Here is a 13,792-nt window from a genome sequence, read left to right as displayed (position 1 = left end):
AAATCACCTTATGAAGAACATTATAACCAAAATAGGCTTAATTATAGTGCTTGGTGTCTTAATCACAAGTTGTACTTCTAGAAACGATCAAATAATCGATAGTTATTTAGGTTTTGATATCCCCAAAGATTCTATAGATGCTTTTATGAGCTCAAAAATGAAGGAATACAATATTCCAGGGATATCGCTTGCCATTATTAATGATGGGAAAGTAGTATATCATAAAACAAAGGGATATGCTAATGTGGCAGAAAAACTACCTATAACCCACCAAACCATTTTTGAAGGAGCTTCTTTGTCGAAACCTGTTTTTGGCTTTTTTGTAATGACATTTGTTGAAGATGGATTACTTGATTTGGATAAGCCATTGTATCAATATCTAGAATACCCAGATATTGCCTATGATGAGCGCTATAAGAAAATTACCGCCAGAATGGTATTAAGTCATCGATCAGGTTTTCAAAACTGGAGAGAAGATGATGAGGACAATACACTAAAAATTAAATTCGAACCAGGTACAGATTATTTTTATTCAGGAGAAGGATATCAATATTTGACTCAGGTATTAAAACATATTTTAAAAACGGATGATGCTGGATTAGAGGCAGAGTTTCAAAAAAGAATTGCAAAACCTATAGGATTAGAACACACAGTTTATATCCAAAATGAGTATACTAGGGAACATAAGGCAGAACCCTATGACGAAGATAACAACTGGGTTGATTGGAAAAATGAATACTGGGTTCAAAAAGAAGAGGGTAAGTTTTACGCACCTTCTTCTATACATTCTGAACCTATTGATTTTTCTAAATGGATGATTGCCGTAATGAATGAAGAAATATTGACTCAAGAAAGTTATTCAGAATTATTCAAACCACACTCAAAAGTACCTTATGATGGAGTAGACGTTTCGTACACTTTAGGGTTCTTAACGATTCATTTCCCATTCACAGATATTTATCTTCATAGTGGCAATAACCAGGGTTTTACCAGCTGGTTTACTTTAGATACCAAAAAAGATTGGGGATTTATATTATTTACTAATTCTGAATATGGAGAACAATTAGGACAAGATCTGTTTTTTCATATTATCGCAGATCCTGGGAATACAAAGCTGTATACCACTATTGGTCTGATCATAATATTTCTTATTCTTGTAATAACCTTTTGTATACGATGGGCCATCGGCAGAATTAAAAAATCAAAAACAAGGTTGTTTAGACGATGAATACCAAACTCAATAAATCTGATTATACGGTAATTTTTATAGTGTATATAGTTACTACAATATTAAATTGTATTAACTATTATAGACAAGATAGTAAACTTATAGAGTACCTTATAGATATTCCTGCGGCTATTATCACTTCTTTTATAGTAAGTTTACTTTTCATTTATTGGATTATTCCTCATTTTCTTGTCAAAGAGAAAAAGTATTTTCAACTTACATTTTGGGGATTAATTTCGTTAGGCATAGGAGGGTTAATTACCTATGTGGCCGGTTTTTTAACAGGAGGGCATGATTGGAGTAACTTTCCTAAGTGGTATAATCTAATTGCTATGAGTGTTTTTGAAATTACAGAAGAAGTAGGTTTTACGCTAGGTATTTTATTAGCTAAAAAATTTTATGAGGGTCAAGTACAGTTTTTTAAAGTACAGAAACAACAAAAAGAAAATGAATTAAAACTATTACGCTCGCAAATCGATCCGCATTTTTTATTTAATAATCTCAACACGCTTGATGCCTTAATAGATCAGGATACCGTTAAAGCTAAAGAGTATATTAATCGATTATCATTGATCTATCGCTACTTAATTCAGACCAAAGATGCAGAGGTTATGGAGCTTTCTGAAGAAATTGCTCTTGCAGAAAACTATATCTTTTTAATACAAACTCGTTTTGATAAAGATTATAATTTTCAGATTCAAAAAAATGTATCCTGTGCTGATAAATTTATACCTACAGGAGCAATACAGGCGTTGCTCGAAAATGTGGTGAAGCATAATAAAACGAAACAACAAAACAACATTAAAGCAACCATTATAATTAATGAAGATTGGTTAACAATAATTAATACAAAATCTAAAATTCAATCTATTCGAGAATCATTCGGAACGGGCTTAGAGAATTTAAAAGCGCGTTATAAACTATTATCAGATCAAGAGGTGCAGATTATCAATACCGAATCAGAATTTAGAGTTTCCATCCCAATTATTAAATTAATCAATGAAGCTTAACGTTATGAATGTTTTAATTTTAGAAGACGAAATTCCTGCATATCAAAAACTCATAACTCATCTAAATCAATATTTTAGCGAAGATATAAGTCATGATTGGTCGCGATCGGTTGCCGATGGGAAACTATTGTTAGAAAACAACACATATGATTTTATCTTATCAGATATCCAATTATTAGATGGTGTTTCATTTAATTTATTTGATGAAGTGTCTGTAGATTGCCCAATAATTTTTTGTTCTGCCCATGATGAATATTTATTTCAAGCCTTTAATACCAACGGAATTGCCTACATACTAAAACCATACTCTAATAAAGATTTTGTAAAAGCCTTAGAAAAATATCAATCATTATTTAAACAAGGGGATTATAACGCCCTAAACTCTTCAACATTACAAGTATTAAGATTTGCATTACAAGAAGAGCAAACACAATACAAAAAGCGTTTTGTTATCAAACGCACCAAAGGTATACAGCTATTAAATGTTTCAGATATTAGCATAATTGAAGCGTCAGGAGATTTCTGTGTGGCCATTGATTCTAATGGAAAAAAACATCCAATATCTCAAAGCATAGGAGTCTTGAAAGAACAATTACCACCCAAAAAGTTTTTTCGAATTAATAGAAGTGAAATCATTCATATAGATTTCATAAATAATATCGAGAGTCATTTTAAAAACAGACTTCTAATTACGATGACCGGAAATAAAGATAAAGTGATGACGAGTTCATCTACAACTTCTGAATTCAGAAAATGGTTAGAGCAATGACTCTATTTACAGTTCTCGACAAAGTATAAGTTTTACTAATTATAATTTTTTGTTAAATAGATTATAGTTATTTCTAAATTATTACAATCGATTTAAGTTATTGATTTTGTGTTAAATATCGAGTATCTTTAAGTGTATTTAATCCTCATAAAATACATAGACCAATGTTATCCGGAAGCTTGGTTATAAAGGGGGGTTAAATATATTTCTTGTTTTAAAAAAAATAAAAAGTAACAATAAATAATCATTTAATCTTAATCGATCAGCAATGGAAAATAACAATCTTAAAACCGTGAACCCTCACGGTTCAAATCATAATGCTAATGGTGAGAGCATGTGCCCCTTTTTAAACGGTACCCACAAACAAGGCGCAGGAGGAGGGACCTCTAATCGCGATTGGTGGCCAAATCAGTTAAAGTTGAATATCCTTCGCCAGAATTCTTCGTTGTCGAATCCAATGGATTCAGCATTCAATTATGCTGAAGAATTCAAGACCCTTGATCTCGAAGTTATTAAGAAGGATCTTTTTGAGCTTATGACAGATTCTCAAGATTGGTGGCCGGCTGATTATGGTCACTACGGGCCATTTTTTATCCGCATGGCATGGCATAGTGCCGGGACTTATCGAATTGCTGATGGTCGTGGCGGTGCTGGATCGGGGACTCAGCGCTTTGCTCCATTAAACAGTTGGCCAGATAATGGGAACCTAGATAAGGCACGCCTACTACTGTGGCCCATAAAACAAAAATATGGTAAGAAAATTTCTTGGGCAGATCTCATGATTCTCGCGGGTAATTGTGCACTAGAATCTATGGGTTTTAAGACTTTTGGTTTCGGCGGTGGCCGCGAGGACGTATGGGAGCCCGAAGAAGATATTTACTGGGGGGCAGAAACAGAATGGTTAGGTGATAAACGTTATGAAGGTGATCGAGAACTTGAGAACCCACTAGGCGCCGTACAAATGGGGTTGATCTATGTGAATCCCGAAGGACCAAATGGTAACCCTGATCCTGTAGCATCTGCTGTAGATATTCGTGAGACTTTTGGTCGTATGGCCATGAATGATGAAGAAACGGTGGCACTTGTCGCTGGGGGCCATACTTTTGGTAAGGCACATGGTGCGGCAGATCCAGACAAGTACGTCGGTAGAGAGCCTGCTGGCGCCAGTATAGAAGAACAAGGTTTAGGTTGGAGAAATACTTTTGGTAGTGGTCATGGTGATCATACAATCACTAGTGGTATAGAAGGAGCATGGACACCACATCCAACACGATGGGACAATGAATATTTTGATGTACTGTTCGGTTATGAGTGGGAGTTAACGAAGAGTCCGGCGGGAGCCCATCAATGGAAACCTACCGCCGCATCGAATCCAAAAAGTGCTCCTATGGCGCATGATACATCCCAGATACAAGATCTTATGATGACCACAGCAGATATGGGATTAAAGATGGATCCTATTTATGAAAAAATTGCTAGACGTTTCCATAAAAATCCAGATGAGTTTGCTGAGGCTTTTGCTCGTGCATGGTTTAAGTTAACACATCGTGATATGGGACCTGTTGTTCGCTATCTTGGTCCCGAAGTGCCTAAGGAAGAATTGATTTGGCAAGATCCTATCCCTACTGTTACCCATACGTTAATTGATGATCAGGATATTGATATGCTAAAAAGTAAGATACTCTCTTCGGGGATATCTGTTTCTCAACTAGTATCTACTGCTTGGGCATCAGCATCTACATTCCGAAACTCAGATAAACGTGGTGGTGCAAACGGAGCCCGTATTCGCCTTGCGCCACAAAAGGATTGGGAGGTTAATAATCCTTCTCAACTCTCAAAGGTATTAGAAGTATTAGATGGTATCCAACAAGAATTTAATAGTACTCAGGCAGGTAATAAAAAAGTTTCACTTGCAGACTTAATTGTTCTAGGGGGATGCGCCGGTATCGAAAGGGCAGCAAAAAATGCCGGTCATGAAATAACTGTCCCGTTTTCACCGGGACGATCCGATGCATCACAAGAGCAAACAGACGTAGAATCTTTCTCTATTCTTGAGCCTACTGCCGATGGATTTCGAAATTATGTTAAAGGTAAATACGAGATTTCCACAGAAGAAATGCTAGTGGATAGAGCACAACTACTAACTCTTACTGCACCAGAGATGACCGTTTTGATAGGAGGTATGCGTGTTCTTGATACTAATGCAGATCAATCCAAACATGGAGTGTTTACCAAACGTAAAGAAACATTAACTAATGACTTTTTTATAAATCTACTTGATTTAAGCACTACCTGGAAAGCAACTTCACAGGCTGATGATATTTTTGAAGGACGTGATCGTAGAACAGGCGAACTTAAATGGACCGGTACTCGTGCAGACCTCATATTTGGGTCTAATTCAGAATTACGGGCACTCGCAGAAGTGTATGGTTATAAAGATGCTCAAGAGAGTTTTGTGAACCATTTTGTTACCGCATGGAGCAAAGTTATGGATCTTGATCGCTTTGATCTGGTATAATAATGCTGATCATAGATAGTACAAATACCTTTTAGGGGTGGTTTGTTTACCGACCACCCTTTTAGGTAAGTATTTGATAATGAAAATTATAAAGTTTTGATAATTCTAGTGTATTTAAGATTTTTTTAATAATTTAAGAAGAAGTTTAGAATGCATGCGTACTCATAATTAATAAAATATACCTTGTTCAGTGGATACTATTTTTAATGCTATACGATCAGAAAATTACGAATCGGTAAAGAGTTTTATAGAATCTAATCCAAATAGTATTCATGCTAAGGATCATCGGGGATCAACTCCCTTACTTTTGGCTTCATATTATGGTCTTGAAAAGATTACCAAGCTAATATTAGGCTATAGCCCAGATATTGATGAACAAGATAGTGCTGGTAATACTGCTTTGATGGGAGTTTGTTTTAAAGGATATCATACTATAGCAAAATTGCTTATTGAATCCGGAGCTGATGTAAATCAGAAAAATTGTAATGATGCTACTGCACTTATTTATGCAGCGACTTTTGGTCAAATAGAAATTATTAAATTATTATTAGAAAGTGGAGCAGATATGCATGCAAAAGATAATCAAGGGTATACAGCAGAAATGCATGCTAATCATCAAGGATTGAAGCTCTCAGAATTGTTTAACCTTACTAAGTGAATAATAATCATAACATAGAAGATGTAAAATCTGTAAATATCAGATCTATGGATATCAAAAGAAGATTGTTGATGTCCCCATCGATGGTTGCTACTTTTGAATCTTTTTTAAAAAAGAACATTAGTGATGAGGTGTTAGTAGTGAATACAAATATTGGAATGGAAGTGTACTACTACTCTAAAAATGATTATAGCACTTTTATTAGAGAAAGTGTATTATTATATACTCTTAAACAGATAGATCAATCAAAGTTAAAATTTAGAAATAACCTAAATAAAGAAGAGGTATATCAGAGTTTTCGCGAAGCATTAATGACTTTTGCTCAATACCCACAAATCTTTCTTGCCTATACTAAGAAATTTATTCATCTCAAGAGACAAAATGAATCAAGCCAATATGTAATCCCAATTCTTAGTCTTTTTTTTGAAGAAGTACTCAAAGTACTTACCAAAACGAATAAGATTCCTCATTATGAAAAGGTAAATAGAGCAAATAACAAACCTCAGAAACCCGACCCGGATAAATTGGTTATTCAGGATCTGATTTCTGAGATTTTATTAAAAAAACACTATAATTAAGTAAAACCCGATTCTGAAAAGTCTGTGAGACGCATTCAAAATAATACGTTGAATTGACCCCGCTGCAGAGCAGGATCGTTCATATTAAAACTCTGCATTAAGAGGCGTTCTGGGGTAAGGGATCACATCTCTAATATTACCCATTCCGGTAACGAAAAGGACTAAACGCTCAAACCCAAGTCCGAAACCACTGTGTGTACAGGTTCCAAAACGACGAGTATCCAGATACCACCACAAGTCTTCTTCTGGGATATCAAGAGCTGCCATTTTTTCTTTTAATACATCTAAGCGCTCTTCACGTTGAGAACCTCCAACAATTTCACCAATTCCAGGGAAAAGAATGTCCATTGCTCTAACGGTTTTACCATCTTCGTTTAAACGCATGTAGAATGATTTGATATCGGCAGGATAATCAAATAAGATTACCGGGCATTTAAAGTGCTTTTCTACCAAAAATCGTTCATGCTCACTTTGCAGATCAGCTCCCCATCCATCAATTGGAAATTTGAATTTCTTCTTTTTATTGGGTTTAGAGTTTTTAAGAATATCAATAGCTTCAGTATAACTAACTCTCTTAAAGTTATTTTCTAGAATAAATTTAAGTTTATGACGAAGTAACATTTCTGCACGCTCTGCCTGTGGTTTTTGTTTGTCTTCCTGTACCAGGCGATTTTCTAAAAACTCTAAATCGTCTGCACAGTTATCTAAGGCATATTGTATTACATACTTTATAAAATCTTCAGCCAGATCCATATTACCATCAAGATCGCAGAACGCTACCTCTGGTTCTACCATCCAGAATTCGGCAAGATGTCGAGATGTATTTGAGTTTTCTGCTCTAAAAGTGGGCCCAAAAGTATATACTTGACCCAATCCCATCGCATACGTTTCGGCTTCGAGCTGGCCAGAAACTGTAAGGTTGGTTTCGCCTCCAAAAAAATCTTCTTTGTAATCTACTTGCCCGTTCTCATCTTTTGGGATATTGTTAAGGTCAAGATTAGTCACTTTAAATGCCTCACCTGCACCTTCTGCATCACTTTTAGTAATTACTGGTGTATGCACGTAATAGAAATCGTTTTTTTGAAAATACTCATGAATAGCGAAAGAAAGCTTAGATCGTACACGCATAATAGCTCCAAATGTATTAGTACGAACTCTAAGATGCGCTTGCTCTCTTAATTTTTCTAAACTATGACGCTTAGGCGAGAGGATGGTCAATTTCAGTTCTTCAGAATCTGAATCGCCTTCAATGTCGATATCTGTTACCTTAATCTCAACACGCTGTCCCTTTCCTTGACTTTCAATTAAAGTACCGGTAATAGCTACTGCTGCACCAACAGTTATTCTACCTTGAATGGTTGCATCTACAGTATTATCTTCTAAAACACACTGTATATTATTAATAGTTGACCCATCATTCACTGCAATAAATCTGTCGTTACGAAAAGAACGAACCCATCCTTTAACAATTACAGGTTGTAATAGCTTATCACTCTTTAATACTTCTACTATTTTAGTATGCTTCATTTTATATTTTATTTTCTTATATCATCTACTCCCTCAATCATATCATCCAAATTAAAAGGAATTCAAAAATTGAGGTAGCAAAGATAATTTTTTAATCTGATTGGAGCATAAACTTATGAATTCAAAAAAGGGTTTAAATATTTTTGATGGTTTCTGCAACATTTAGTTGCTGTTAAACTAAAAATCTGACGCTTTTTGAAAACCCAATTCTATGAGGAAAACCGTAAAACCCTTAATTTTTGATGAAAATGGTCGTTTTTTTATGATAATTTATTGGTATAAAACTGGAAAGATAGAATTTATTTGAGTATATATCAATCTGAAAATCAATATAATACATTTTTTTTATTGAAATATACTAGTGTAAATAATGTTAAAGTTTAAAAAAAAATACGAAAAAGGGGATTTTCCCCCCCCACTGGGTATTTCAAAATATAAAAAGGGGTCGTATCTTGTTTATGCAATTATGACGATTGTGTTTACGTTAAGTTTAGTTCGATAGGTTTTGGGGTAATCTATCTAACACAAGTCCTGTTAGTTTTCTAACAGGGCTTTTTATTTACGATAGTTTTTTGGATTTATTCTTCTTCAATTTCATCGTCGCTCGGTATAATTTTTAGAGTAGGCTCTTTTAATGTTTTTTTATTTGCAATGCTTCGCTCTAATGAGAGTAATAAAGAGGGGAGTAGTAAGAGATTGGCTAGCATGGCAAACAATAATGTGGTAGAAACTAATCCACCAAGAGCTTTTGTCCCTCCAAAACTTGATATCATGAACACAGAGAATCCGAAAAATAAAACGGTCGATGTATAAAACATGCTTACCCCGGTCTCTCTGAGTGATGCAAGAACAGACTTTCTGATTCTCCAATGATTAGATTTTAATTCTTGCCTGTATTTTGCAAGAAAATGTATAGTGTCATCAACAGAAATACCAAATGCAATACTAAACACCAATATCGTTGAGGGCTTTATAGGGACTCCTAAATACCCCATTAGACCAGCAGTCATTAGTAGTGGTAAAAGGTTGGGAATCAATGATACAACAATCATTTTAAAAGATCGAAACATCCAGGCCATAAATAAAGCAATCAATATTACGGCTAATCCTAACGAAAAAATAAGGTTCCACACGAGATATTTGGTTCCTTTTTGAAAAATAAGGGCTTTGCCTGTAAAGGAAACATTATAACGATCTTTTGGGAATATTTTTTCTAGTTTAGGTGCTAAATTGGCTTCAATACGATCCATTTCTTCGGTTCCTACATCTTTCATAAAGGTAGTGATCCTGGCATATTGACCTGTAGAATCTACATAACTTTTCATTACACCAGATTCTGATTCAAAGCTTTTTAAATAGGGTAAAATAAAATTCCGTTCCTGACTACTTGGGATCTGATAATATTTAGGATTCCCGTTGTAAAAGGCCTGTTTAGAATATTTTACCAAGCTAACTATCGAAATAGGTTTTGATAATTCGGGAGTTTCTTCAAGAAGCTCCTGAAGCTGTTCCATACGTCTTAGCGTAGGTAACTTTAATACTCCTTGTTTTCGTTTAGTATCTATAAATATTTCTAAGGGCATAACACCATCAAACTCTTCTTCAAAAAACTCTATATCCTGATAAAACCCTGCAGATTTGGGCATGTCTTCTAACAAGCTTCCAGAAACTTTTATGGTATAAATACCGATAATGCTCGCGATTAGAATAAAAACTGAAGAGAAATAAATAGTCACCCGTCTGTTTTTTACCATATTTTCCATCCAATCTACCAATCCCTCAATCCAACTTTTTCCTAAATGTTTTAGATGTCTTTCTTTGGGTTGAGGCATATAACTGTAGATGATAGTTATCACCAGCAGACATAGTATAAATAAAGCTATAATGTTTAATGAAGCTACAATACCAAACTCTTTAAGTAATTTACTTTCTGTAAGAGCAAAGGTGGCAAACCCAGCAGCTGTAGTAATGTTGGTCATTAAAGTTGCATTTCCAACTTTGGTGATAACACGTTGTAATGATTTTGCCTTATTACCATGTTTTTTTATTTCTTGCTGATACTTATTGATTAGAAAAATACAATTAGGAATTCCTATGACAATAACTAATGGTGGGATAATAGCAGTAAGCACTGTGATTTCATATTCTAAAAGCCCTAAAATCCCAAAAGCCCACATCACACCAATTATTACTGCTGTCATGGATATAAAAGTTGCTCTAACCGACCTAAAAAAGAAAAAGAATATAAGAGAGGTAGTTACTAATGCTGCCAGGATGAAAATCTGAATTTCATCCATTATATTTTGCGAATTTAATGTTCTGATATAGGGCATACCAGATACTTTTATATCAATATTATATTCTTTTTCGAATGCTATCACCGAAGGATTTAAAACTTCTGTAATGAATTTTTTTCTGAGAGGAGTATTTACAATATCTTTCTTTATATAAAGAGCGCTTTGTATAGTTTTTGATTTTTTACTATATACAAGTCCTTCGTAAAAAGGAAGTTTATTAAATAGCTCAAATTCGTATTTATCAACTTGCTTTTTGGTAAAACTTGAGTCTTTTAGAAAAGGCACCAACTCAAATCTGGCCGGATTCTCTTTTTTTTGAAGTTTTTTAAGATCTCCAATAGAAACGACTAATTCAATCTCTTCATATTGCTTAAAAGAGTCATTAAAGTCGTTCCAGGCTTTTAGTTTTTTTGGTGTAAATAGAGTGCTGTCTTTAACAGCCATAACAATTAGATTTCCTTCTTCTCCAAACTTTTCGAGAAAATCTTGATATTTTAGGTTTACTTCATGATCGTCAGGAAGAAGGTTGGCTTCAGAATAAGAAAACCTCATATTTTTCCATTGAAAACCTAAGAAAACTGTAATTCCTATGATTGCTAAAAATATAATAGCTCTATTGCGTAATATAATTCCAGCGAGCGCATTCCAAAACCCGAAACTTAATAATTTTGCCATTCTTTATTTTCCTGATGCAAATGTAAGAATTTGAAGGATTATTATTTATGAATTTTACTAAAGAAAATTATTTATGTTCAATAGGGTTTATAGTTTCAGATAGAAAGTAAATTTGAATGAAATATTATCTTCAAATCGAGGTAAATGATAAGCTCCGTAGCGATATGCAAAACTAAGTCCAAAACCTGCGAATAATTTATTGATTTCAAATCCCGATTCTTGATAAAGTTGCTGTAATGAGTTAAAATTAACTCCTTGGTGATTTTGGATATTCTCAATATCACCTATTGCGTATCTGGTTAAGAAAACAAATTCTGGATTGAGCCAGTTGGTTACCCTAAAAGGCTTTATACTATGCTTCATTTGTAATGTGGCTAATTTGTCACTAAAAAACTCACCAAAAAACATGGTTTCAAAAGTTCTTCGACCCGCAACAGAGAATCGCTGTAAAACAGTTTCTTTTGTAGGAGCGTTAGGGTAGGCGTGATATAAATGTGTAAGCGGGGTATCTCCGGTAGCAACATTTGCTTCTAATAAAATACTTGTACGAGATAGGTTAATACGATTTATTACATATTCTGCTTTGAGGCCTACCTTACTATAGTCAAAGTTGCTATCAAATACCCCTTTAAATCCTTGAGTATATTGTGCTGTAATTTTTGGGTACCCTTCATGTATTTCTTTAATTCCTTTAGGGGTTTTAAGAAATTTACTAAATGGACTCCAGCGTAAAGCTATAGTTGATTCAGTAATTTTATACCCCGAAAATAGATTATCGTTATTGAGGTATTGGTATCCTTTGGTTTGATTTATATTACTTACCGAAAATTGTACTTCAGAAAGAAGTTTAGGGAAAATCTGATGTTGTAAGCTGGTACTCCAGGTTCTATGTTTATAATAAAAATCAATATTAACCAAACGAGGCTCGAAGAGAGAATAAACTCTTCTGTCGGTGAGATAGAGAAAGCTTCCAACTTCTCTAATATCATCTGTATAATTAACATTAAACCATGAACTTGAGTTTTTATTAAGTAATACACCCCCACCAACTCCATATTTGGATTTAGAATCTCTAAAACCATATACCACATATCCTTCTGCCCTAAATCGTTTAGAAAATTTTGAGTTTGTAAGCCCCCCTATACCCAAGCGTAATCCTTCAAAATTATTATATTTTATGGGGTAGGTGAGGTCGAAGTTGAAGAACCCTACAGGGTAATATCCAATATTGAAACTTTGAATAACATCAATTTTACGTTCTATATTTTGAGCCTTAACAATGCTGTCTACAATCGGAAATGAATTTAAATCTTTTTCTGTAATAGTACTTGTACGATATTGAGTCCAATAACTTTCGGGGCGGCTATTGGCTTCTGGGTCAATTTTTATTGATGCATCACTTTGTTTTATATCTATTTTGGTATTTAATTTAATATCCCGCAAATCGGTTTTAGATACTAAAAAGTCATTGTTGTTAGCATCTTTTCTTTTACCATTCCCTAGTCGACCTATAGATATTTGTCCCCCAAAAAGACTAACTTTTTGTCTGCCTTCACCAGGGCGAATAGTAATTTCTTGACTTATCGGAAACCATCTTTTTTGCTCAGAAAAATATTCAAAATCATGCGAAGCCATTACATTAAGCTCTCCACGTAACTCAATAATAGCCTTTTGAATTTCTAAAGTTTTAATGTCTAAATATAGTATTCCCTCTAGGCTTGCAAACCTTTTAGATTTTCGTGGTTGGAAAAGAATAATAAAAGCAGGTTTCTTGTCTTGAGTTGTGCCTAAAATTTTATAGTAATAATTGTTAAGAGCTCTATTGGATAATGGTCCTATGTATTTATTATTAAAAATGGTATAATCTTCTTCGTAAAGAGAATTAGACTGTATTTTGATACCTAGTACATTATAAATGGGTTCTTTAAAGCCTGTCATTCTTGTCGCTAAAACCGTTTCTTTTTCGCCTAAACCACTACCAAATTGATGTAAACTTATTTTTTCAGACAAAAAAGAGTGTGATTCATTAAATATGCGTTGCATAGCTACTTTTGCAGTATCCCGTATGTCTAATTTAGCCTGATTGTCTTTTGTAATTTTTAATTTATTGTAGCTTTTATAGCTGAAACTTTGAAGTGCTTTTTTAGGATTATTTTGTTTTTTTCTTCGTATTGATTCTTTAATTATTTTAGGAGCTACATTCTCGGTTACATCAAGGTTTACTGTGGCTAGATTCTCATCTTTAGGAGTAAGTTTTATTTCAATTTTTCCCGGAACCTTTGAAGGAACCAGGATAGTTTTTGTTTTATATCCTAGAAAACTCACAGTGATATTTACGGGGTAATTTTTACTGCGTATAACAAATTCACCATTAACAGAAGTCATTGCATATGATGATGTACCCGTTTTTACAGTAGCAAAGGGCATGGGTTGATTTGAATTTGCATCAACCACAATACCATTAATGCTTACTTGTGATATTAAGATGTAGTGGGTAAAAAATAATAAACAAAATAATTTGTTTCGCATTAT

General features: G+C 34.1%; 9 protein-coding genes. 6 read left to right on the top strand and 3 right to left on the bottom strand.

What is annotated here, in order from left to right:
* Window positions 1-10: 10 nt before the first annotated feature.
* The 6 genes from ABW637_RS00145 to ABW637_RS00120 all read left to right on the top strand — a co-directional run bounded on the left by ABW637_RS00145 (window position 11) and on the right by ABW637_RS00120 (window position 6,761).
* The gene (locus ABW637_RS00145) at window positions 11-1,228 is read left to right on the top strand and encodes a serine hydrolase domain-containing protein (protein WP_367582590.1); all 1,218 of its coding nucleotides are present in this window, start codon (window positions 11-13) and stop codon (window positions 1,226-1,228) included.
* The gene (locus tag ABW637_RS00140; protein ID WP_367582589.1) at window positions 1,225-2,238 is read left to right on the top strand and encodes a sensor histidine kinase; all 1,014 of its coding nucleotides are present in this window, start codon (window positions 1,225-1,227) and stop codon (window positions 2,236-2,238) included. The genes ABW637_RS00145 and ABW637_RS00140 overlap by 4 nt, the downstream gene beginning before the upstream one ends.
* Window positions 2,239-2,242: 4 nt before the next feature.
* On the top strand, window positions 2,243-3,007 hold the full coding sequence (locus ABW637_RS00135) for a LytR/AlgR family response regulator transcription factor (protein WP_367582588.1): 765 nt from the start codon (window positions 2,243-2,245) through the stop codon (window positions 3,005-3,007).
* Window positions 3,008-3,275: 268 nt separating this feature from the next.
* A complete protein-coding gene (katG, locus tag ABW637_RS00130) occupies window positions 3,276-5,525 on the top strand; it encodes a catalase/peroxidase HPI (RefSeq protein ID WP_367582587.1) in 2,250 nt (749 codons plus the stop codon).
* Between the two features lie 190 nt (window positions 5,526-5,715).
* A complete protein-coding gene (locus ABW637_RS00125) occupies window positions 5,716-6,183 on the top strand; it encodes an ankyrin repeat domain-containing protein (protein ID WP_367582586.1) in 468 nt (155 codons plus the stop codon).
* Window positions 6,180-6,761, top strand: coding sequence for a hypothetical protein (locus tag ABW637_RS00120; protein ID WP_367582585.1), 582 nt, complete (start codon window positions 6,180-6,182; stop codon window positions 6,759-6,761). Before ABW637_RS00125 ends, ABW637_RS00120 begins: the two co-directional genes overlap by 4 nt.
* An 84-nt stretch (window positions 6,762-6,845) precedes the next feature.
* On the opposite strand, the gene asnS is transcribed toward ABW637_RS00120, so the two are convergent.
* The 3 genes from asnS to ABW637_RS00105 all read right to left on the bottom strand — a co-directional run bounded on the left by asnS (window position 6,846) and on the right by ABW637_RS00105 (window position 13,789).
* A complete protein-coding gene (gene asnS / locus ABW637_RS00115) occupies window positions 6,846-8,288 on the bottom strand; it encodes an asparagine--tRNA ligase (RefSeq protein ID WP_367582584.1) in 1,443 nt (480 codons plus the stop codon).
* Between the two features lie 578 nt (window positions 8,289-8,866).
* Window positions 8,867-11,260 (bottom strand): efflux RND transporter permease subunit, encoded by a 2,394-nt coding sequence (locus ABW637_RS00110; RefSeq protein WP_367582583.1) that lies wholly within the window; start codon window positions 11,258-11,260, stop codon window positions 8,867-8,869.
* 87 nt (window positions 11,261-11,347) lie between these two features.
* Window positions 11,348-13,789: a DUF5686 family protein gene (locus ABW637_RS00105; RefSeq protein WP_367582582.1), complete on the bottom strand. Its 2,442-nt coding sequence runs from the start codon at window positions 13,787-13,789 to the stop codon at window positions 11,348-11,350.
* Between the last annotated feature and the right edge of the window lie 3 nt (window positions 13,790-13,792).

It is taken from the genome of Aquimarina penaris (assembly GCF_040786285.1).
In the GTDB taxonomy this organism is placed as follows: domain Bacteria; phylum Bacteroidota; class Bacteroidia; order Flavobacteriales; family Flavobacteriaceae; genus Aquimarina.
This window is presented reverse-complemented; position numbering and strand designations above follow the sequence as displayed.

What these genes read in the sequence shown, in the direction of transcription:
- ABW637_RS00145 (WP_367582590.1), top strand. Translation starts at nt 11, where the DNA reads ATGAAGAACATTATAACCAAAATAGGCTTAATTATAGTGCTTGGTGTC.
- katG (WP_367582587.1), top strand. Translation starts at nt 3,276, where the DNA reads ATGGAAAATAACAATCTTAAAACCGTGAACCCTCACGGTTCAAATCAT.
- asnS (WP_367582584.1), bottom strand. Translation starts at nt 8,288, where the DNA reads ATGAAGCATACTAAAATAGTAGAAGTATTAAAGAGTGATAAGCTATTA.
- ABW637_RS00135 (WP_367582588.1), top strand. Translation starts at nt 2,243, where the DNA reads ATGAATGTTTTAATTTTAGAAGACGAAATTCCTGCATATCAAAAACTC.
- ABW637_RS00110 (WP_367582583.1), bottom strand. Translation starts at nt 11,260, where the DNA reads ATGGCAAAATTATTAAGTTTCGGGTTTTGGAATGCGCTCGCTGGAATT.
- ABW637_RS00140 (WP_367582589.1), top strand. Translation starts at nt 1,225, where the DNA reads ATGAATACCAAACTCAATAAATCTGATTATACGGTAATTTTTATAGTG.
- ABW637_RS00105 (WP_367582582.1), bottom strand. Translation starts at nt 13,789, where the DNA reads ATGCGAAACAAATTATTTTGTTTATTATTTTTTACCCACTACATCTTA.